Here is a 22,181-nt window from a genome sequence, read left to right as displayed (position 1 = left end):
CTACACAGACGCGTCTGAATCCTCTTCAGACCGACGTAAATCACACGTAAAAAAGGCCCGCAATCCGTAGGACGCGGGCCTTTCTTTCAACTCACCTGGCACTAAACGCCCAGCGAATTACTTATTGAGGTTGTAGTCTTTTTCCGCGGCATCAAAACGCTCGACCATACCGGCAGTCGGTGCGCCCATCTTGCTCACGAAGTAGATCGCCAGGCTGGCGAAGATAAAGCCTGGGATGATTTCGTACAGACCCAGCAGTTCAAAGTGTTTCCACACAATCACAGTGGTCGCGCCGACCAGGATACCGGCCAGTGCACCGTTGCGGGTCATGCCTTTCCAGATCACCGAGATCAGCACCACAGGGCCGAACGCTGCGCCGAAACCAGCCCAGGCGTAGCTCACCAGGCCCAGTACGCGGTTGTTCGGGTTGGCGGCCATGGCGATGGCGATCAGTGCAACCACCAGCACCATCAGGCGACCGACCCATACCAGCTCAAGCTGGGAGGCGTTCTTGCGCAGGAAGGTTTTGTAGAAATCTTCGGTCAAGGCGCTGGAGCACACCAACAGTTGGCAGCTCAAAGTGCTCATCACCGCCGCCAGAATGGCCGACAGCAGTACGCCGGCAATCCACGGGTTGAACAGCAGCTTGGCCAGTTCGATGAACACACGCTCGTGGTTCTCGGTCACGGGACCTGCCACTTCCGGATGCGCCGAGAAGTAGGCAATACCAAAGAAGCCTACCGCCACGGTGCCGCCCAGGCACAGGATCATCCAGGTCATGGAAATGCGACGTGCCTTGGCAATCGACTTCACCGAATCCGCCGCCATGAAACGCGCAAGGATGTGCGGCTGGCCGAAATAACCCAAGCCCCAGCCCATCAGCGAGATGATGCCGATGAAGGTGGTGTTTTTCAGCATGTTGAAGTTGTCAGGGTTCTTGGCTTCGATCGCCAGGAACGTGGTGTCGACGCCACCGGTGGCCAGCAGCACGATGATCGGCGTGAGGATCAGCGCGAAAATCATCAGGGTGGCTTGTACGGTATCGGTCCAGCTCACTGCCAGGAAACCACCGACGAAGGTGTAGGCAATGGTCGCTGCAGCACCGGCCCACAGGGCCGTCTCGTAGGACATGCCGAAGGTGCTTTCGAACAGGCGGGCACCGGCCACGATGCCGGAAGCGCAGTAAATGGTGAAGAACACCAGGATCACCACAGCGGAGATGATCCGCAGCAGGCCGCTTTTATCTTCGAAACGGCTGGAGAAATAATCCGGCAGGGTCAGGGCGTCACCATTGTGCTCGGTCTGGACCCGCAGGCGACCGGCGACGAACAGCCAGTTGAGGTAGGCACCGACGATCAAGCCGATGGCGATCCAGCTTTCCGACAGGCCAGACATGTAGATCGCGCCCGGCAGGCCCATCAACAACCAGCCGCTCATATCGGAAGCGCCGGCCGACAAGGCAGTCACCACGCTACCGAGGCTGCGACCGCCCAGGATGTAATCGGAAAGGTTGTTGGTGGAGCGATAGGCCATGAAGCCGATCAGCACCATTGCTGCGATGTAGATCACGAACGTGATCAGGGTTGGATTACTAACGCTCATAAGAGTGACGCCCTGGCTTTGTTTTTATGTAGCAACGGTCTGTCAGACGACCACCCACTGGAAGTAGGTAGACGTAGCTGCGTGCCGCGCATTTATGACTGACGTTTCCCCAGGAAAGCCGTCAGCCGATGAACCGAACTTTTAAAGTGGTTGCACCTTGGTGCGCGAATGCTATTCAACAAAGCAAATAAGGTGCAACCAGTTTCGTGAGATTAAGTTGCACCTAGATATGTTTTGTGTAAAACGCACTGTTTTTGCTCCTTTTCGGAGCAAGAACAGCCGATCTCAGAAGCAAACGCACCAAGGCAGAGCGCAATCCGTCGGCGGTGTGTTTTTTTCCCGATCACGATCGAAAATTTCCTGAACAAAAAGGGTTGCACCCGGTTGCACCTCTGCATGCGCAAAGCTAATCTTGCCGCCAGCTGATGCCACTCGGTAGTGGCACCCATGAGGATAAGAAAATGGCTACGACCACCCTTGGGGTCAAACTCGACGACCCGACCCGCGAGCGCCTGAAGGCTGCCGCGACCTCCATTGATCGCACGCCGCACTGGCTGATCAAGCAGGCGATTTTCAATTACCTGGAGAAACTGGAGGGTGGTGCAACCCTGACCGAACTCAATGGTTTGAGCAGCAAGGACGCCGACGATGCAGGCGAGGTCCAGACCGACCACGCCCACCAGTGCTTCCTGGAGTTCGCCGAGAGCATCCTGCCGCAATCCGTATTGCGCGCCTCGATCACCGCCGCTTACCGCCGCCCCGAGCCGGAAGTGGTGCCGATGCTGATCGAACAGGCTCGCCTGCCGGCCCCAATGGCCGAAGCCACCAACAAGCTCGCGGCCTCGATCGCTGAAAAACTGCGTAACCAGAAGAGTGCTGGCGGCCGTGCCGGTATTGTTCAGGGTCTGCTGCAAGAGTTTTCCCTGTCGTCCCAGGAAGGCGTGGCACTGATGTGCCTGGCCGAAGCGCTGCTGCGCATCCCGGACAAAGGCACCCGCGACGCACTGATTCGCGACAAGATCAGCACTGGCAACTGGCAGCCGCACCTGGGCAACAGCCCGTCGCTGTTCGTCAACGCCGCGACTTGGGGCTTGCTGCTGACCGGCAAACTGGTCGCCACCCACAACGAAGCGGGCCTGACTTCGTCCCTGAGCCGCATCATCGGCAAGAGCGGCGAGCCGATGATCCGCAAGGGCGTCGACATGGCCATGCGCCTGATGGGCGAGCAGTTCGTCACCGGCGAAACCATTGCCGAAGCCCTGGCCAACGCGAGCAAGTTCGAAGCCAAGGGCTTTCGCTACTCCTACGACATGCTCGGTGAAGCCGCACTCACTGAACACGACGCGCAGAAGTACCTGGCCTCGTACGAACAAGCCATCCATTCGATCGGTAAAGCGTCCCACGGCCGTGGGATTTATGAAGGCCCGGGCATTTCCATCAAGCTGTCGGCCCTGCACCCGCGCTACAGCCGTGCGCAATACGAGCGCGTGATGGACGAGTTGTACCCGCGCCTGCTGTCCCTGACCCTGCTGGCCAAGCAATACGACATCGGCCTGAACATCGACGCCGAAGAAGCCGACCGCCTGGAGCTGTCGCTGGACCTGCTGGAGCGCCTGTGCTTCGAGCCACAACTGACCGGCTGGAACGGCATCGGTTTCGTGATCCAGGCCTACCAGAAGCGTTGCCCGTATGTGATCGACTACGTCATCGACCTGGCGCGCCGCAGCCGCCATCGCCTGATGATCCGCCTGGTAAAAGGCGCGTACTGGGACAGCGAGATCAAGCGCGCCCAAGTCGAAGGCCTAGAAGGCTACCCGGTCTACACCCGCAAGGTGTACACCGACGTTTCCTACATTGCCTGCGCACGCAAACTGCTGTCGGTACCGGAAGTCATCTACCCGCAGTTCGCCACGCACAACGCCCACACGCTGTCGGCCATCTACCATATCGCCGGTCAGAACTATTACCCCGGCCAGTACGAGTTCCAATGCCTGCACGGCATGGGCGAACCGCTGTACGAGCAGGTTGTAGGCAAGGTTGCCGATGGCAAGCTGAACCGTCCGTGCCGTGTGTACGCTCCAGTCGGCACCCACGAGACACTGCTGGCTTACCTGGTGCGTCGCCTGCTGGAAAACGGCGCGAACACCTCGTTCGTCAACCGCATTGCCGACCAATCCATCTCCATTCAGGAGCTGGTGGCCGACCCAGTGGCCAGCATCGAGCAAATGGCCACGCTGGAAGGCGGCTTCGGCCTGCCGCACCCGCGCATCCCCTTGCCGCGTGACCTGTACGGCAGCGACCGCGCCAACTCGGCCGGTATCGACCTGGCTAACGAGCACCGCCTGGCATCGCTGTCCTGCGCCTTGCTGGCCACCGCTCACAACCACTGGAAAGCTGCGCCGATGCTCGGTTGCGCCTCCAGCGAGCAACCAGCGGCGCCAGTACTGAACCCGTCCGACCTGCGTGACGTGGTCGGTCATGTGCAAGAAGCCACCGTCGAAGACGTCGACAACGCTATCCAGTGCGCTATCAGCGCTGGCCCGATCTGGCAGGCCACCCCGCCCGCCGAGCGCGCCGCGATCCTGGAGCGTGCCGCCGACCTGATGGAAGGCGAGATTCAGCCACTGATGGGCCTGCTGGCCCGTGAAGCCGGCAAGACCTTCGCCAACGCCATCGCCGAAGTGCGTGAAGCCGTAGACTTCCTGCGCTATTACGCGGTGCAGGCACGCAACGATTTCACCAACGACGCCCACCGCCCACTGGGCCCGGTGGTGTGCATCAGCCCGTGGAACTTCCCGCTGGCCATCTTCAGCGGCCAAGTCGCCGCCGCATTGGCCGCCGGCAACCCGGTACTGGCCAAGCCGGCCGAGCAAACTCCGCTGGTCGCCGCGCAAGCCGTGCGCATCCTGTTGGAAGCCGGTATTCCGGAAGGCGTGCTGCAACTGCTGCCGGGCCAGGGCGAAACCGTCGGTGCCCGCCTGGTGGGTGATGATCGCGTCAAAGGCGTGATGTTCACTGGCTCCACCGAAGTGGCGCGCCTGCTGCAACGTAATGTCGCCGGCCGCCTGGACGCCCAGGGCCGTCCGATCCCGCTGATCGCCGAAACCGGTGGCCAGAACGCGATGATCGTCGACTCCTCGGCGCTGACCGAACAAGTGGTTATCGATGTGGTGTCCTCGGCCTTCGACAGTGCCGGCCAACGCTGCTCGGCCCTGCGTGTACTTTGCCTGCAGGAAGACTCGGCAGACCGTGTCATCGAAATGCTCAAGGGCGCCATGGCGGAATGCCGCTTGGGTAACCCAGAGCGCCTGTCCGTCGACATCGGCCCGGTGATCGACGCCGAAGCCAAGGCCGGCATCGAGAAACACATCCAGGCCATGCGCGACAAAGGCCGCACTGTGTATCAAGTGGCGATTGCCGATGGTGAAGAGATCAAGCGTGGCACCTTCGTGATGCCGACCCTGATCGAGCTGGAAAGCTTCGACGAACTGCAACGCGAGATCTTCGGCCCAGTACTGCACGTGGTGCGCTACAAGCGCAAAGAGATCGACCAGCTCATCGGCCAGATCAACGCTTCCGGCTATGGCCTGACCCTGGGCGTGCACACCCGTATCGACGAGACCATCGCCAAGGTGATCGACAACGTCCATGCCGGTAACGTCTATGTGAACCGCAACATCGTCGGTGCTGTGGTCGGCGTGCAACCGTTCGGCGGCGAAGGCCTGTCGGGCACTGGCCCGAAAGCCGGTGGCCCGCTGTACCTGTACCGCCTGCTGTCGACGCGTCCTACGGATGCCATCGAGCAATCCTTCGTACGCGGCGACGCATTGGCCGCGCCGGACGTGCGCCTGCGCGATGCCATGAGCCAGCCGCTGACCGCCCTGAAAACCTGGGCCGACAGCAATAAGTTCAGCGACCTGAGCGCCCTGTGCAGCCAGTTCGCCGCGCAATCGCAAAGCGGTATCACCCGCCAACTGGCCGGCCCGACCGGCGAACGCAACAGCTACGCCATCCTGCCTCGCGAGCACGTACTGTGCCTGGCGGAAGTGGAAGGCGATCTGCTGACGCAACTGGCGGCGGTACTGGCCGTGGGCGGTTCGGCGGTATGGCCGGAATCTGACCTGACCAAGGCCTTGTTCCCACGCCTGCCGAAGGAGATTCAGGCGAAGATCAAGCGCGTGGCTGATTGGACCAAAGACGACGTGGTGTTCGACGCGGTCTTGCATCACGGTGATTCCGATCAATTGCGTGCGGTGTGCCAGCAAGTGGCCCAGCGTGGTGGGGCGATTGTCGGCGTGCATGGTTTGTCGCAAGGTGAGACAGCGATTGCGCTGGAGCGTTTGGTGATCGAGCGTGCGTTGAGCGTTAACACTGCGGCTGCCGGCGGTAATGCCAGCCTGATGACTATCGGCTGATCAGCAGCGGCAAGTTTTAAGCTACAAGCTACAAGTAAAAGCATCGCGCTCTTACTTGTAGCTTGAAGCTTGCAACTTGTGCCGCCCCATCACCCCCATCTATCTTCCTTCCCCGTTTTTATCAGCACTCCTAGACTGCGGCATACTTTTCTAAAGGTAATCCGCCATGTCCGAGACGCTGCTCAGTTCCCGCAATCTGGCTTTCGAGCTGTACGAAGTCCTCGATGCCGAGGGCCTGACCCAGCGCGAGCGGTTTGCCGAACACAATCGCGAAACCTTCGATGCTGCCATCAGCACCGCGCGCAACATCGCGGAAAAGTACTTCGCTCCTCACAATCGCAAGAACGACGAAAACGAACCGCGCTACGAAGACGGCAAGGCCATCTTGATTCCGGAGGTGAAACCCGCCGTGGACGCCTTCCTGGAAGCCGGCTTCCTCAACGCAGCCCGCAGCTTTGAAGCGGGTGGCATGCAACTGCCGACCCTGCTGTCCCAAGCCTGTTTTGCGCACTTCCAGTCGGCCAACGCGGCATCCACTTCCTACCCGTTCCTGACCATGGGCGCCGCCAACCTGATTGAAAGCTTCGGCACCGAGGATCAGAAACAACGCTTCCTGCAACCGATGATCGACGGCCGTTTCTTCGGGACCATGGCCCTTACCGAACCCCATGCCGGTTCTTCGCTGTCAGATATTCGTACACGGGCAGAGCCTGCGGCTGACGGCAGCTATCGACTCAAGGGCAACAAGATCTTCATTTCCGGCGGCGACCACCCGCTGTCGGAAAACATCGTGCACATGGTGCTGGCCAAACTGCCGGACGCGCCGGCCGGGGTGAAGGGCATTTCGCTGTTTATCGTACCCAAGTTCCTGGTCAACGACGACGGCAGCCTGGGCGAGCGCAACGATGTGTTGCTGGCGGGGCTGTTCCACAAGATGGGCTGGCGTGGCACCACGTCTACCGCGCTGAACTTCGGCGATAACGGGAATTGCGTCGGCTATCTGGTGGGTAAACCGCACCAGGGGTTGAGCTGCATGTTCCAAATGATGAACGAGGCGCGGATTGGTGTCGGCATGGGCGCGGTCATGCTCGGTTACGCCGGCTACCTCTACTCCTTGGAGTACGCCCGCGAACGCCCGCAAGGTCGCCTGCCCGACAGTAAAGATCCCACGACCGCGCCGGTCTCGATCATTCAGCACGCGGACATCAAACGCATGCTGCTCACCCAAAAATCCTACGTGGAAGGTGCCTTCGACCTCGGCCTCTACGCCGCACGCCTATTCGATGACACCACCACCCTGGCAACCGAAGCTGAGCGCAAGCAGGCCCATGAATTGCTGGACTTGCTCACGCCCATCGTCAAATCCTGGCCGTCGGAGTTCTGCCTCAAGGCCAACGAACTGGCGATCCAGATTCTCGGCGGCCATGGCTATACCCGCGAATACCCTGTGGAGCAGTACTACCGCGACAACCGCCTGAACCCGATCCACGAAGGCACCCACGGTATCCAGTCCCTGGACCTGCTCGGGCGCAAGCTGGCGCAGAATGGCGGCGCAGGCTTGAAGCAACTCATCCGACTGATCGCCGAAACCGGCGCACGTGCCCAGGAATACCCAAGCCTTACCGCGCTGAGGGAACCGCTGGAACAGTTGGTCAACCGCCTGCAAAGCGTCACCCTCGGTTTGCTGACGGATCTCGCCCACGGCAAGGTCAACAGCAGCCTGGCGAACTCAGCGCTGTACTTGAAGGTGTTCGGGCATACGGTGATTGGCTGGCGCTGGCTGGAACAGGCGATTCGCGCCGAAGCAGGCTTGGCCAAGGGCAATGCGGCGGATGTGGCCTTCTATAAAGGCAAGCTCCAGGCTGCCCGGTACTTCCTGACCTGGGAAGTGCCGAGCTGCCATCATGAACTGGCAATCTTGGAGGCCCGCGATGACACGTGCCTCGGCATGCAAGATGAGTGGTTCTAAGGCGTTCCGATCGCCTTGGAAATCACATCGACCGTGGCGCTGACTTGCTCTTGGTAACGGTCGAGTTCCTGCTGGTGCGCCTGCTGCATTTCGATCTGCTCGGCGCACAGGTTCAGCGCCGCCAGCACCAGTAGCTTGTCACCGATCAGGGTCGGGTACTTCTTCTTGGTGGTGGCCAGGGACGCCTTGAGCAGGGTCACGGCGTGCATCAGGGTTTTCTCTTCCCCGGCCGGAGCCTTGATCGAGTAATCCTCTCCGAGAATCGAAACGACCTTTATCCCTTCACTCATGCGCCGACAGGCCCTGCGCTCACACGCTCAACCAGCGCCTGGATACGTGCGGCGGTGGCGCCGTGCTTTTCTTCCTGCTCCATCAGGTTCAGTTGCAGGCTGTCGTTCTCGTCCTTGGCGCGGGCCAGTTCCGCCTTGAGGGATTCGTTGATGCCCAGCAGGTCCTGGTTCTGTTGTACCAGGTCGCTGACCAGTTGTTCCAATTGGCTGAGGGATGCTTCTAACATTTTGATTTCTCGGGCTTTTTCAAAGGGCGGTGACGATAAAGAAAATTCACCTCGGATGCCAGGGTTATCCCCGGCGCGCAGCCCGATTTTTAAGGGCCGGGCCGTACTTTCGAGCCTTAGTGACTGCATTTACCGGATCTGGTTCCTGAATCGATCAAACCCCTCGTCAGATGCGACAAAACCGCACACGCCCCTTTAGACTTTAGTCGTACGACCGATAGAGAGGGACACCCCGTCTCATGGCCGCACGGATCGCGCTTCTCCCCCAGGATTCCCGCATGTCGCTTCGTAATATGAATATCGCTCCGAGGGCCTTCCTCGGCTTCGCGTTTATTGGCGCGTTGATGTTGTTTCTCGGTGTGTTTGCCCTGAACCAGATGAGCAAGATCCGTGGCGCCACCGAAGACATCACCCTGTCCAGCGTGCCGAGCATTCGTGCGCTCGATGAATTCACCCAGCTGACCCTGCGCCTGCGCGTGCTGTCGTACCGCCTGCTGACCAACCGCGAGCCGGAGGTTCAGCAAAAAACCCTGGAAGCCTTTGAGCTGCGTAATCAGCAGATTCGCACGGCGCAGGGCATCTACGAAAAACTCATCGAGAGCAGCGAAGAGCGCTCGACCTACGACGAATACGTACGCCTGCTGGGCCAGTACCATCAGATTGAAGAGCGCATGAAGAGCCTGTCCCGCGCCAATCAAGTGGAAGAGCTGCGCGCCCTGCTCAACACCGAACTGCTGAGCAACTCCGAGCAGGTCAACGCCGTGCTCACCCGCCTGCTGGACATCAACAACAAGATGGCCCTGGCTACCAATAAAGATGCCGAAGACCAATACAACATGGCCTTCAACATGGTGGTGAGCCTGCTGGTGATCGCCACCCTGCTGACACTGCTGTTTGCGTGGCTGCTGACCCGCAGCATCACCCTGCCCATCTCCCAGGCATTGGAAGCCGCCGAAGAAGTGGCCGAAGGCAACCTGACGCGGCCGATCAAGGTCGACGGCAACGACGAAGCCGGGCGCCTGCTGGCGGCCATGGCCAAGATGCAGGACAAGTTGCGCGACACCCTGCAACGCATCGCTGGGTCCGCGACCCAACTGGCGTCTGCTGCGGAAGAACTGAACGCCGTCACCGACGAAAGCGCCCGTGGCCTGACCCAGCAGAACAACGAAATCGAACAAGCCGCCACGGCGGTGAATGAGATGACCAGTGCTGTCGAAGAAGTCGCCCGCAATGCGGTGAGCACCTCCGAGGCATCGCGCAACGCCACCACGTCCGCCGGTGATGGCCGTGATCTGGTACAGGAAACCGTCAGCGCCATCGAACGCATGAGCGGCGATGTGCAAGCCACGGCCACCCTGATTGGCGACCTGGCCAATGAGTCGCGCGACATCGGCAAGGTACTCGACGTGATTCGCGGCCTGGCTGACCAGACCAACCTGCTGGCCCTGAACGCGGCGATTGAAGCGGCACGTGCCGGTGAAGCCGGTCGCGGTTTTGCAGTGGTGGCGGACGAAGTGCGCGCCCTGGCCCATCGCACCCAGCAGTCGACCAGCGAGATCGAGCGGATGATCGGCAGTATCCAGGCCGGTACCGAGCACGCGGTGGATTCGATGCGCAACAGCACCGAACGCGCCGAATCGACGCTGAACATCGCCAAAGGCGCCGGGATGTCGCTGGATACCATCAATACCGCGATCGTCGAGATCAACGAGCGCAACCTGGTGATCGCCAGCGCGGCGGAAGAACAGGCCCAGGTGGCACGGGAAGTCGACCGCAACCTGGTGAACATCCGCGATCTGTCGACCCAGTCGGCGGCCGGCGCCAGCCAGACCAGTGCGGCGAGCAGCGAGCTGTCGCGCCTGGCGGTGGACTTGAATGGGATGGTCGGGCGCTTCCGCCTCTAACTGACTAATCCCACCCTGTAGGCGTCCCCCCGGCTCCTACAGGATTTACCCCACAAAAGCTTTTTGACAGCGCAGCAATTCAACAGGTTAGAATCGCTGGCACGCAGACTGCATGGTCAGTTTGCGCCCCGTCTTGTTTGCTCATGGAGTACTGCCTTTGAATGCGACGACCATCAACAGCCTGTTCTTGATCGGCGCGTTGCTGGTGAGTGCGAGCATTCTGGTGAGTTCTCTTTCGTCCCGCCTGGGGATCCCGATATTGGTGATCATTCTGGCCGTGGGCATGGTTGCCGGCGTCGATGGCGGCGGCATCATCTTTGATAACTACCCAACCGCCTACCTGGTGGGCAACCTCGCCCTGGCCGTGATCCTGCTCGATGGCGGTTTGCGCACACGGGTGGCGAGTTTCCGCGTGGCACTCTGGCCAGCCTTGTCGCTGGCCACGGTGGGGGTGTTGATTACCACCGGCCTCACCGGCATGGCCGCGGCCTGGCTGTTTGACCTCAATATCATCCAGGGCTTGTTGATTGGTGCGATTGTCGGCTCCACGGACGCCGCAGCGGTGTTCTCGCTGCTCGGCGGCAAGGGCCTCAACGAACGGGTCACCGCCAGCCTGGAAATCGAATCCGGCAGTAACGACCCCATGGCGGTGTTCCTCACCGTCACCTTGATCGACATGCTGGCCAGCGGCCAGACCGGCCTGCACTGGAGCCTGCTGACTCACTTGGTGCGCGAGTTCGGCATCGGCGGCGTGGTCGGCCTGGGCGGCGGCTGGCTGATGCTGCAAATGGTCAACCGCATCAACCTGGCCACCGGCCTGTACCCGATCCTGGTGATCGCCGGCGGCCTGTTCGTGTTCGCGGTGACCAACGCTTTGCACGGCAGCGGCTTCCTCGCCGTGTACCTGTGCGGCCTGGTGATCGGCAACCGCCCGGTGCGCAGCCGTCATGGCATTTTGCATATGCTCGACGGCATGGCCTGGCTGGCACAGATCGGCATGTTCCTGGTACTGGGCCTGCTGGTCACGCCACATGACTTGCTGCCCATCGCGTTGCCGGCCCTGGGCTTGGCGCTGTGGATGATTCTGTTTGCGCGGCCATTGTCGGTAATGGTCGGCCTGCTGCCTTTCAAAGCGTTCCACGGTCGGGAAAAGGCCTTTATCGCCTGGGTCGGCCTGCGGGGCGCGGTGCCGATCATTCTGGCGGTGTTCCCGCTGATGGCCGGTCTGCCCCATGCGCAGCTGTACTTTAACCTCGCGTTCTTTATCGTGCTGGTGTCGCTGCTGGTGCAGGGCACAAGCCTGCCGTGGGTGGCCAAGCTGCTCAAAGTCACCGTACCGCCGGACCCGGCGCCGATTTCCCGTGCCGCACTGGAAGTGCATGTCACCAGCGAGTGGGAGCTGTTCGTCTACCGCCTGGGCGCGGAAAAATGGTGCATCGGCGCCGCCCTGCGTGAGCTGAAAATGCCCGAAGGCACGCGGATCGCCGCGCTGTTCCGTGGCCAGCAACTGCTCCATCCGTCGGGTAGTACGGTACTGGAAGTCGGCGATTTGCTCTGCGTGATCGGCCATGAACACAACCTGCCGGCCCTGGGCAAACTGTTCAGCCAGGCCCCGCAACGCGGTCTGGACCTGCGTTTCTTCGGCGACTTCGTGCTGGAAGGCGACGCCCAGTTGGGCGCGGTTTCCGCGCTGTACGGCCTGAAGTTGGAAGGCATCGACCCGGATATGCCGCTGAGCAGTTTCATCACCCAGAAAGTCGGCGGCGCGCCCATCGTCGGCGACCAGGTGGAGTGGAACAACACCATCTGGACCGTCGCGGTCATGGACGGGAACAAGATTGGCAAAGTGGGCGTCAGATTCCCCGAAGGAAGTCGCCCGGGCCCCGGACTCTTCCTCTAAACTGCGGGGCGACGACGCCCCCGATTCTTCACCTTGCAAGACCGGTCTCTATGCCTACCCTGCGCACGTTCCTCGCCACTGCCCTGCTGGGCCTGACCCTTTGTGTCGGCACCGTTCACGCGGCCGACCCGCCCAGCGCCGACGCCATCCAGCAAACCCTGGACAAGCTGCCCGACCGCAAGCTGCCCGACGCCGACATGAAGGCCCTGCAGACCATCCTGCAGCAGACCTTGACGTACCTGGGCAACAAGCAGGATTACGAGCAGCGCCTGGTCGACCTCAAGCGCCAGCTGGAAGACGCGCCGCGCGAGACCGCCGACAACCAGCGCGAACTGACCCGGCTCAAGGCCACCAAAATCATCCCGGTCGCCCAGCGCTACGCCACCTTGCCGGTGCCGCAGCTTGAGCAACTGCTGGTGCAGCGCACCACCCAGCAAGGCGACCTGCAAAAAGAACTGGCCGACGCCAACAGCCTGTCCATCGCCGCCCAGACCCGCCCCGAACGCGCCCAGACCGAAATCAGCAGCAGCCAGACGCGCATCCTGCAGATCAATTCGATCCTCAAGGCCGGCAAAGACAACGGTAAGGCCCTCAGCGGCGACCAGCGCAACCAGCTCAATGCCGAACTGGCCGCCCTCAACGCACTGATCCCGCTGCGCCGCCAGGAACTGGCCGGCAACAGCCAACTGCAAGACCTGGGCAACAGCCAACACGACCTGGTGATGGAAAAAACCGCGCGCCTGGAACAAGAGATCCAGGACCTGCAAACCCTGATCAACCAGAAACGCCTGGCCCAGTCCCAACAAACGGTGACCCAGCAGTCCATCGAAGCGCAAAAAGCCGGCGGCAGCAGCCTGCTCGCCACCGAGAGCGCGGCCAACCTGAAGCTGTCCGACTACCTGCTCAAAAGCACCGACCGCCTCAACGATCTGACCCAGAAGAACCTGAAAACCAAGCAGCAACTCGACACGGTGACCCAGAGCGACTCGGCCCTGGACGAGCAGATCAACGTGCTCAAGGGCAGCCTGCTGCTGTCCAAGATCCTCTACAAACAGAAACAAGCCTTGCCACGCCTGACCGTGGACCGCGACCTGGCGGACGACATCGCCAACATTCGCCTGTACCAGTTCGAGGTCAACCAGCAACGCGAACTGATCAGTTCGCCGAGCGCCTATGTGGATAACTTGCTGGCGAACCAAGCGCCGGAAGACGTCACTCCGCAACTGCGTCGCACCCTGCTGGAACTGGCGATTACCCGCAGCGATCTGCTGGAGCGCCTGAGCCGTGAGCTGAGCGCACTGCTCAACGAATCCATCACCCTGCAACTGAACCAGAAACAACTGCTCAGCACCGCTACCACCCTGCGCGCGACGCTGGATGAGCAGATGTTCTGGATCCCCAGCAACAAGCCGCTGGACACCGAATGGCTGGAAACCGTGCCGGCGCACCTGAGCAAGCAAGTCGCTACCCTGCCCTGGGCGTCCAGCGTCAGCGAACTGTATGACGGCCTGACCCAGCGCCCGCTGCTGTTCCTGCCGCTGCTGCTGTTGATTGGCGCGCTGCTGTGGCGCCGTAAAAACCTGTACCAGCGCCTGAACAAGGTGCATCTGGATATTGGCCACTTCAAGCGTGACAGCCAGTGGCACACGCCCCAGGCCATCCTGATCAATATTCTGCTGGCGATGCCGGTTTCCCTGGGCTTGGCGCTGTGCGGCTACGCACTGCAGATCGACGCCCGTGGGCAGAACGCCAACCTCGGTTCGGCCCTGCTGCAGATCGCCCAGGCCTGGCTGGTGTTCTACACCGCTTATCGCATCCTGGCGCCGGGTGGCGTGGCGGAACTGCACTTCCGCTGGGAAAAACCCCAGGTCGAATTCCTGCAAGGCTGGGTGCGCAAGCTCGGGTTGGTGGTACTGGCGCTGGTGGCCGTGGTGGCCATCGCCGAACACCAACCGGCGGCGCTGGCCGACGACGTGCTGGGCATTGGTGTGGTACTCACCTGCTACGCGCTGATGGCCTGGCTGCTCGGCCGCCTGTTGCTCAACAGCCCGACCCATGAAAAAGCCTCGCTGTTCCGCAAGGCCGTGGGCCTGTTGTTTACCGCGTTGCCGGTCGCGTTGTTTATCGCCGTGTGTTTTGGCTACTACTACACCGCACTCAAGCTCAGTGACCGCCTGATCAACACCCTGTACCTGCTGATGTTCTGGCTGGTGATCGAAGCCACTTTCGTTCGCGGCCTGGGCGTTGCCGCCCGACGCCTGGCCTATGCGCGCGCCCTGGCCAAACGCCAAGCCGCCAAGGAAGCCGGCGACGGCGAAGCAGTGATCGAAGAACCGACCCTGGACATCGAACAGGTCAACGAACAGTCCATGCGCCTGATCCGCCTGGCCTTGCTCGGCGGCTTTATCGCGGCGCTGTACTGGGTGTGGTCGGACCTGATCTCGGTGTTTTCGTACCTGGATAACGTCACGCTGTACGAATACACCAGCGGCACCGGCGCCAATATCAGCATGGTGCCGATCAGCATCGGTGACCTGCTCGGCGCGTTGATCATCATCGGCATCACTTTCGCCCTGGCGCGCAACCTGCCCGGGCTGCTCGAAGTGCTGGTGCTGTCCAAGCTGGACCTGGCCCAAGGCAGTGCCTACGCGACCACCACGCTGCTGTCGTATGTGATTGCCGGCGTCGGCTTCGTCTCCACCCTGTCCACCCTCGGCGTGAGCTGGGACAAGTTGCAATGGCTGGTGGCGGCGCTGTCGGTGGGCTTGGGCTTTGGTATGCAGGAGATCTTCGCGAACTTCATCTCCGGCATCATGATCCTGTTCGAACGCCCGGTGCGCATCGGCGACACCATCACCATCGGCAACCTGTCGGGCACGGTGAGCAAGATCCGCATCCGCGCCACCACGATCACTGACTTTGACCGCAAGGACATCATTGTCCCGAACAAAACCTTCATCACCGGGCAACTGATCAACTGGTCGCTGACCGACACCATCACCCGCGTCACCCTCAAACTCGGCGTCGACTACGGCTCCGACCTGGACCGTGTGAAGGAACTGCTGCTCAAGGCCGCCCGCGACAACCCTCGGGTACTGAAGGAGCCAGAGCCCCACGTGTACTTCCTCAACTTCGGCGAAAGCACCCTTGACCACGAACTGCGCATGCACGTGCGCGACCTGGGCGACCGCAACCCGGTGATCGACGAAGTGAACCGCTTTATCAACCGCGAGTTCAAGAAAGAGAGCATCAACATTTCGTTCCGCCAGATGGAGGTCTACCTCAAGAACCTCCACGGCCAGGAATACAAGTTGGTGGAAGTCGACACCCCACCCGCCAAGCCCGCCAACGATGGCGGCGTGCAGGAACCACCGCCGAGCAAACTCGACTAACCGCGCTATCCCCAGCAGAATGCTCGGACATTCTGCTGGAGATGGCCGGTGAAAGCCCTCGACGAACTGACCTTCGACAACCGCTTCGCACGCCTGGGCGACGCGTTTTCGACCCACGTACTGCCTGAGCCCCTCGACGCGCCGCGCCTGGTCGTGGCGAGCGAGGCCGCCCTGGCCCTGCTCGACCTCGACCCCGCCGTGGCCGAAACGCCGGTATTTGCCGAACTGTTTGGCGGCCACAAATTGTGGGCCGAAGCGGAGCCCCGGGCGATGGTCTATTCCGGGCATCAATTCGGCGGCTACACCCCGCAACTGGGTGACGGCCGTGGCTTATTACTGGGCGAGGTGTACAACGAAGCGGGCGAGCACTGGGACCTGCACCTCAAGGGCGCCGGGATGACGCCTTACTCACGCATGGGTGATGGTCGCGCCGTGTTGCGCTCCTCAATCCGCGAGTTTCTGGCCTCCGAAGCGCTGCACGCGCTGGGCATTCCGAGCAGCCGTGCCTTGTGCGTGATCGGCTCCGACACCCCGGTGTGGCGTGAGAAGCAGGAACGTGGCGCGATGGTATTGCGCATGGCGCACAGTCATATCCGCTTCGGCCATTTCGAATACTTCTACTACACCAAGAAGCCCGAGCAGCAGGCGCTGTTGGCCGAGCATGTGCTGAACCTGCACTACCCCGAGTGCCGCAAACAACCCGAGCCGTACCTGGCGATGTTCCGCGAAATCGTCGAGCGCAACGCCGAATTGATCGCTAAATGGCAGGCTTATGGCTTCTGCCACGGCGTGATGAACACCGACAACATGTCGATCCTGGGCATCACCTTCGACTTCGGGCCGTTTGCATTTCTGGATGACTTTGACGCGCACTTCATCTGCAACCACTCGGACCATGAAGGGCGTTACTCCTTCAGCAATCAGGTGCCGATCGGGCAATGGAACCTCAGCGCATTGGCGCAAGCACTGACGCCGTTTATCAGCGTAGATGCCTTGAAAGAAGCGCTTGGGCTGTACCTGCCGCTGTATCAGGTGAACTACCTGGACCTGATGCGCCGCCGCCTGGGGCTGACCAGCGCCGAAGACGATGACCAACAGTTGGTGGAGCGTTTATTGAAGCTGATGCAGAACAGCGGCGTGGATTACACCCTGTTCTTCCGCCGCCTGGGAGATGAGTCGGCGGCGTTGGCCGTGGCGCGGTTGCGCGATGACTTTGTCGACCTGGCCGGGTTTGATGCCTGGGCCGAGCAGTACAAGGCGCGCGTTGCACGGGATGGTGACTACAGCGAGGAACAGCGCCGTGCGCGGATGCACGCGGTGAACCCGCTGTATATCTTGCGCAACTACCTGGCGCAAAACGCCATCACGGCCGCCGAATCCGGGGATTACAGCGAGGTGCGACGACTGCATGAGGTGCTTTCCAAGCCGTTTGAGGAGCAGGCGGGGATGGAGCAATACGCACAGCGTCCGCCGGATTGGGGGAAGCATTTGGAGATTAGTTGTTCGTCGTAGGAGGTCTATCCAGAAGATCGCCCACCGCCTTGACCGTGATCAGATGAACATGTCCACAGGGACCTTGAAGAACTCCGCCAGCCAACGAATCTGCCGAACGTTCAGCTGGCGTTTTCCACTCAGGATTTCTGAGACTACCGATTGAGCGCCTACGCCAGGCAGATCACTTTGCGTCAAACCATGCTCCTGCATCATTGACCGCAGTACATCAACTCCGCTCGCCTCAGGTATTGGCCAATGCTCTAAGTCGTAGGCCTCAACCCAGTCACCGATGATATCGACCAGCCCCATCAGCGGATGGGTTTCATCGTCCCCCACGATATCCAGCAATTCGTCGAGCGCCTCGACCAACACATCGTAATCAGCCTCGGTTTTCGGCTTACGCAACAAGGAGGACACGAACTGCCAATGCTCGGCGACTTGCTCGATCAATACACTCATTTTTCCCATGACTCCCTCCATTTACCCTTGTCGTATTCACGATGGTCCAAAACATGCCGGATATAGAGGCGCTGCATTCGATAGCGCACGATGGCAACAAGGCGGAGCTTGTTACCTCCAATATTGAACACATGCAGTGCCCCAACTTTATCCACAGCAGGGAAAACGGCTCTCAACGTCGCAAAATCTTCAGGGCTGATGACTTTGACCTTACGATGCCACTCATCCAGAGCACTGGCTGAGTGAGGCCATTTTTCCTTGGCATTTCGTATTTGCTTCGCACTGATCACTCGCATGCAACATCCCTATCGCATCTTGCTATGAAGGTTATACCCGAACACTGACTATCGCAATTTGCTATAGAGCCGATCGGACCGGTGGTGCTTTGTCGAGCACGCTTTCACAGCCTAGATAGGCGCGCGCAATCGACGCGCAAAAATCTGTGAGCATATGCAACGCCGCTTCAGAACTTGATAACACCTGCGCCCGACTCCACATTGAGCTTCACTGACTGCTTTCGTTGGAGCTCCACCATGTCCGAACCTCTTGTCATTCCCTGCCCCCACTGCAACGGCCTCAACCGCATCCCCGGCGAACGCCTGGGCGATGCGCCCAAATGCGGACGCTGCAAACAGCCGGTTTTGTTGAACAAGCCTTTTGAGCTAAAGCAAGGCGACTACGCCAGCCAGATCAAAGGCGACCTGCCGTTGCTGGTGGATGTATGGGCCGATTGGTGTGGCCCATGTAAATCGTTTGCGCCGGTGTTCGAGCAGGCGGCCGGGCAGTTGGCGGGCAAGTGTCGGTTGGCCAAGCTGGACAGCGAGGCCAATCAGCAGTTGTCGGCACAGTTGGGGATTCGCTCGATTCCCAGCTTGATTCTGTTCAAGAACGGCCGCGAAGTGGCGCGCCAGAGTGGGGCGTTTCCGTTGCCGCAGTTGATGAGTTGGTTGCGTAGCCAGGGGGTGTCAGCCTGATTCCATGTAGGAGCGAGCTTGCTCGCGAAGAACACGCAGGCGCCGCAGCAAATCAGGTTGCCCGCGTTATCGTTGACGTTTTTCGCGAGCAAGCTCGCTCCTACAGTGACGGTGTTTCAACTTAGGGCAGCGGGGCTTCACGGTCCATCATCTGGCCGACCAGCAGTACGCCCAGTTCGCTCAATTGGTGGATCGCCAAAGCAACGTCGCGGTGTTCGCCGGTGAGGTCGTTGGACAGGTTGAGCAACAGGGTGCGGACGGAGGAGAAGGTTTCGTAGCTGTTGAGGACGAGGGTTTCGGTGGGGAGGTTGGGGGTGACGGTATAAAGGTTAACCATGGATCGTCTCCGAGCAGGAGCCGCAACCGACCGCTACTAAACGGGGGTGGCAGCTGTACGCAGGTTAGTAGACCGGGAGACGCAACCGGCGCGCTCAAGAGCGCCCTCCGTACAGCCACCATCAAATTCAGGAAGGTCCTGATCGACGATTTTGCTGTACGTCTCAACACGGGCTACTAAACCCGACCACTGAGAATTCAGCGGCCCGAGAACCTTAAGAGAAGCCCATCCAGACGCACAAGCCAGCGGATTCTGGAGTACCTGTAGGCAACGTTACAAGGCTTAACCCCGATAGCCAGACCCTTCCTACACCCCATGTAGGAAGGAGCGACATCAATCACGCGTTTTCCAGCAGGTTATGCAACTCCACAAACTGCTGCGTCAGCTTATGCCGTGGGTCCAGGTGGATCAGCGGCTTGCTCTCCTGGTGTGACTCGCGCATGCGCACGGAGCTGGCCAGGTACACCGGCAATACCGGCAACCCTTCAGCAATCAATTCATCAAGCATCTGCTGCGGCAACGTCGCCCGGGCCTGGAACTGGTTGACCACAATGCCTTCCACCTCAAGGCCTTCGTTGTGGTCTTCCTTCAATTCTTCGATTTCCGCCAGCAGGCCATACAGGGCCTGGCGCGAAAAGCTGTCGCAATCGAAAGGGATCAGCACACGATCAGCGGCAATCAGCGCCGAAACCGCATAAAAATTCAGGGCTGGCGGTGTATCCAGGTAGATCCGGTCGTAATCCTCGCTCAGATCATCCAGCAGCTTTCGCAGCTTGTTGATCTTGTGCTTGGCCTCAAGCTTGGGCTGCAAGTCGGCCAACTCCGGGGTTGCGGTGATGACGTGCAGGTTGTCGAACGGGGTTTCGTAGATATCTACCTTGTTCTTCTTGGAAAACGGCCCGGAAGACAGGGTTTGCTTGAAAAAATCCGCGATACCCATAGGGATATCGTCGCCGGTCAGCCCCGTGAGGTACTGGGTTGAGTTGGCTTGTGCATCGAGGTCCACCAACAGGGTTCGATAACCTTCGCTGGCGCTGACTGCCGCCAGGTTGCAGGCAATGCTGGACTTGCCAACGCCGCCTTTCTGATTGAACACCACACGCCGCATGGAAAAACCTCCGTGTATCAATGAATGTCCGAGTGTAGAGGGCAAAAGCGCCTGTTAGCTACCTCGTTCATCCATGCACTGCTGCATCACGGCCGATCGGCGACCTGCCTGTCATACGTAGCCGACAGATTAAAAAGAACGGTCCGACAATCCAATCAGTCCCCTGGTAAAGGACAATCTGTAAATCCTTTCCACTATTTTGTAATCAACCGTGCACAAATCTTTACCAAAGTTTGCTAGAACCCCACGGCACCGGGATAATGCGCGCCATTCGACTATTGTTCCCTGTCCCGGTATTCGGGGCCAAAAGTCGCACATGGAAGCCCGCAGGGGCGGGATAACTTCTCAGTGATCAACTTCAACATCGCCCAATGGCGCGCCTGGGCCCCTGGCCTGGAGAGTGCGGACGACTGGCACGCCTGGTGCCTGGCCCCGGTGTTGCTGCCTGCCAGCGAAGCCTGCCCCGATGTGTCATTCCTGCCGGCCATGCAACGCCGCCGCCTGAGCCGCTTGGCGCGCATGGCGTTCAGCGTGGGTTGGCCACTGGCCGAAGGTTTGCAGGACCTGCCGCTGGTGTTTGTCTCCCGGCATGGCGAGACCCCGCGCACCCTCGACATTCTCAGTGACCTGGCCAACGACCAGCCGCTGTCGCCGACCCAGTTCAGCCTGTCAGTGCACAACGCGGTGATTGGCCTGTGGTCGATCCTGCGCAATGAAACCAGCGAAATGACCGCCCTCGCCGCTGCGGGTGACGGCCTGGAACATGGCATGCTCGAAGCCGCCGCCTTGCTGAACGAAGGCGCGCCGGCGGTGTTGCTGGTGATCACCGAAGAACAGCCGCCCGAGGCCTACGCTAGCTGGATTCACGACGTGCCCTTCCCCTACGCCCTTGGCCTGCTGCTGACGCCGGGCGACGAGTGGCAGCTGGAACTGAACAGCGGCACTGTCCAACTCACTCAAACCCAGTGGCCCCACGCCCTGAACCTGCTGCGCACCCTGCTCACCGAACAGGTCGCCTGCCAACATGCCTGGAAGAACCGTGTATGGAACTGGCAACGCAAGCCCTGAACGAGAAACCACGGGACGCCTACTATTGGCGCCTGTTCGCCACCGCCGCCAGCTTCGCGCTGTTCGGTTTCGGCGGCCTGTGCCTGCGTTTGCTGGTATTCCCGTTGCTCAGTTGCCTGCCAGGAGACGCTGCCAAACACCGCAGCCGCGCCCGTCACACGATCAGTTGGCTGTTCTGGTTCTTTATTCGCCTGATGCAGCGCGCCGGCGTGCTCACCTACAGTGTCGAAGGCGCGGAAAAACTCGGCCGCCCTGGCCAGATGATCATCGCCAACCACCCGTCGTTGATCGACGTGGTGTTCCTGATCGGCCTGGTGCGCCAGGCCAACTGCGTGGTCAAGCAGAGCCTGTGGCAGAACCCCTTCACCCGTGGGCCGGTGCGCGATGCGGGCTATATCAGCAACGACGGCAGTGCCGAAATGCTCGATGCGGCGGCGGATGCCCTGCGCAGCGGCCAGACCCTGATCATCTTTCCCGAAGGCACCCGCACCACACCCGGCGCGGCGCCTGCCTTTCATCGCGGCGGCGCCGCCATTGCGCTGCGCGGTGCGACAATCATCACCCCCGTGGTGATCAAGGTCAGCCCCACCACGCTGACCAAGGCCGAACCCTGGTATCGCATCCCAAAATGCCGCGTGCACTTCAGTTTGCGGGTGGGTGCCGATATAGAACCACAGGCGTTCGCATCAATGGGGCCCGCGCCCCAGGCCTCACGCAAGCTCAACGATTACCTGCATCACTTTTTTATTAAGGAGCTCGCCGAAGATGAGCGACCAACACCGCCTTGAGCACGACATAAAGACGCTGATCATCGAGGCCCTGGGCCTGGAAGACATCAGTGTCGACGACATCGGCAGCGAGCAGACCCTGTTCGGCGAAGGCCTCGGCCTGGATTCGGTAGACGCCCTGGAATTGGGCCTGGCGATCCAGAAAAAGTACGGCATCAAGATCGATGCCGACGCCAAGGACACCCGCAATCACTTCACCAACGTGGCCAGCCTTGCGGCGTTCGTCACGGCCAGACAGGCAGCTTGAGACCGGA

The 22,181-nt window shown here is 60.6% G+C and carries 17 protein-coding genes and 1 pseudogene; 11 read left to right on the top strand and 7 right to left on the bottom strand.

Annotated elements, in window-relative coordinates; all coding sequences use genetic code 11:
* Positions 1-117: 117 nt before the first annotated feature.
* The gene (gene putP / locus CI807_RS08965; protein WP_095014421.1) at positions 118-1,602 is read right to left on the bottom strand and encodes a sodium/proline symporter PutP; all 1,485 of its coding nucleotides are present in this window, start codon (positions 1,600-1,602) and stop codon (positions 118-120) included.
* Between the two features lie 461 nt (positions 1,603-2,063).
* Here putP and putA point away from each other — a divergent pair, with 461 nt between their 5' ends.
* Together putA and CI807_RS08955 are read left to right on the top strand one after the other, a co-directional pair.
* Positions 2,064-6,017: a trifunctional transcriptional regulator/proline dehydrogenase/L-glutamate gamma-semialdehyde dehydrogenase gene (gene putA, locus CI807_RS08960; RefSeq protein ID WP_095014420.1), complete on the top strand. Its 3,954-nt coding sequence runs from the start codon at positions 2,064-2,066 to the stop codon at positions 6,015-6,017.
* 166 nt (positions 6,018-6,183) lie between these two features.
* Positions 6,184-7,986, top strand: coding sequence for an acyl-CoA dehydrogenase (locus CI807_RS08955; RefSeq protein WP_095014419.1), 1,803 nt, complete (start codon positions 6,184-6,186; stop codon positions 7,984-7,986).
* Here CI807_RS08955 and CI807_RS08950 read toward each other — a convergent pair.
* Entirely contained in the window at positions 7,983-8,276 is a 294-nt protein-coding gene (locus CI807_RS08950) for a cell division protein ZapA (protein ID WP_016977202.1), read from the bottom strand. The genes CI807_RS08955 and CI807_RS08950 overlap by 4 nt on opposite strands.
* Complete coding sequence (locus CI807_RS08945; protein WP_095014418.1) at positions 8,273-8,503, bottom strand: hypothetical protein; 231 nt, start codon at positions 8,501-8,503, stop codon at positions 8,273-8,275. Before CI807_RS08945 ends, CI807_RS08950 begins: the two co-directional genes overlap by 4 nt.
* A 239-nt stretch (positions 8,504-8,742) precedes the next feature.
* On the opposite strand from CI807_RS08945, the pseudogene CI807_RS32075 reads away from it, so the two are divergent.
* The 5 genes and pseudogenes from CI807_RS32075 to selO all read left to right on the top strand — a co-directional run.
* Positions 8,743-9,504 (top strand): annotated as a pseudogene (locus tag CI807_RS32075) (MCP four helix bundle domain-containing protein); the annotation flags it as partial.
* Between the two features lie 30 nt (positions 9,505-9,534).
* On the top strand, positions 9,535-10,407 hold the full coding sequence (locus CI807_RS32070) for a methyl-accepting chemotaxis protein (protein ID WP_371858000.1): 873 nt from the start codon (positions 9,535-9,537) through the stop codon (positions 10,405-10,407).
* A gap of 157 nt (positions 10,408-10,564) precedes the next feature.
* Positions 10,565-12,307 (top strand): potassium/proton antiporter, encoded by a 1,743-nt coding sequence (locus tag CI807_RS08935; protein WP_016977199.1) that lies wholly within the window; start codon positions 10,565-10,567, stop codon positions 12,305-12,307.
* 50 nt (positions 12,308-12,357) lie between these two features.
* Entirely contained in the window at positions 12,358-15,699 is a 3,342-nt protein-coding gene (mscK, locus tag CI807_RS08930; RefSeq protein WP_095014416.1) for a mechanosensitive channel MscK, read from the top strand.
* Between the two features lie 48 nt (positions 15,700-15,747).
* Positions 15,748-17,211, top strand: a complete 1,464-nt coding sequence (selO, locus tag CI807_RS08925; RefSeq protein WP_095014415.1) for a protein adenylyltransferase SelO — start codon at positions 15,748-15,750, stop codon at positions 17,209-17,211.
* A gap of 39 nt (positions 17,212-17,250) precedes the next feature.
* Here selO and CI807_RS08920 read toward each other — a convergent pair whose 3' ends face one another.
* Positions 17,251-17,652 carry a type II toxin-antitoxin system HigA family antitoxin gene (locus CI807_RS08920; RefSeq protein ID WP_095017526.1) on the bottom strand — a complete coding sequence of 134 codons (402 nt, stop codon included), beginning with the start codon at positions 17,650-17,652 and terminating at the stop codon, positions 17,251-17,253.
* Positions 17,649-17,948, bottom strand: a complete 300-nt coding sequence (locus CI807_RS08915) for a type II toxin-antitoxin system HigB family toxin (protein WP_095014414.1) — start codon at positions 17,946-17,948, stop codon at positions 17,649-17,651. Before CI807_RS08915 ends, CI807_RS08920 begins: the two co-directional genes overlap by 4 nt.
* A gap of 237 nt (positions 17,949-18,185) precedes the next feature.
* Here CI807_RS08915 and trxC point away from each other — a divergent pair, with 237 nt between their 5' ends.
* Entirely contained in the window at positions 18,186-18,626 is a 441-nt protein-coding gene (gene trxC, locus CI807_RS08910) for a thioredoxin TrxC (protein WP_095014413.1), read from the top strand.
* Between the two features lie 121 nt (positions 18,627-18,747).
* On the opposite strand, the gene CI807_RS08905 is transcribed toward trxC, so the two are convergent.
* The gene (locus tag CI807_RS08905; protein ID WP_016979219.1) at positions 18,748-18,963 is read right to left on the bottom strand and encodes a DUF6124 family protein; all 216 of its coding nucleotides are present in this window, start codon (positions 18,961-18,963) and stop codon (positions 18,748-18,750) included.
* A gap of 337 nt (positions 18,964-19,300) precedes the next feature.
* Positions 19,301-20,071 carry a ParA family protein gene (locus CI807_RS08900; RefSeq protein WP_016979218.1) on the bottom strand — a complete coding sequence of 257 codons (771 nt, stop codon included), beginning with the start codon at positions 20,069-20,071 and terminating at the stop codon, positions 19,301-19,303.
* Positions 20,072-20,419: 348 nt separating this feature from the next.
* Here CI807_RS08900 and CI807_RS08895 point away from each other — a divergent pair, with 348 nt between their 5' ends.
* From CI807_RS08895 to CI807_RS08885, 3 genes are read left to right on the top strand one after another with little or no spacing between them, the layout of a single operon-like run.
* Entirely contained in the window at positions 20,420-21,139 is a 720-nt protein-coding gene (locus CI807_RS08895) for a beta-ketoacyl synthase chain length factor (RefSeq protein ID WP_095014412.1), read from the top strand.
* Entirely contained in the window at positions 21,115-21,927 is an 813-nt protein-coding gene (locus CI807_RS08890; protein WP_095014411.1) for a 1-acyl-sn-glycerol-3-phosphate acyltransferase, read from the top strand. Before CI807_RS08895 ends, CI807_RS08890 begins: the two co-directional genes overlap by 25 nt.
* Positions 21,905-22,174 carry a phosphopantetheine-binding protein gene (locus tag CI807_RS08885; RefSeq protein WP_014716603.1) on the top strand — a complete coding sequence of 90 codons (270 nt, stop codon included), beginning with the start codon at positions 21,905-21,907 and terminating at the stop codon, positions 22,172-22,174. The genes CI807_RS08890 and CI807_RS08885 overlap by 23 nt, the downstream gene beginning before the upstream one ends.
* Positions 22,175-22,181: the final 7 nt, after the last annotated feature.

Origin of the sequence: Pseudomonas sp. NS1(2017), assembly GCF_002269425.1 — a bacterium.
Classification (GTDB): Bacteria; Pseudomonadota; Gammaproteobacteria; order Pseudomonadales; family Pseudomonadaceae; genus Aquipseudomonas; species Aquipseudomonas reactans.
Note: the sequence above shows the minus strand (reverse complement) of the source record. Positions and strands in the feature narration are given on the sequence as shown.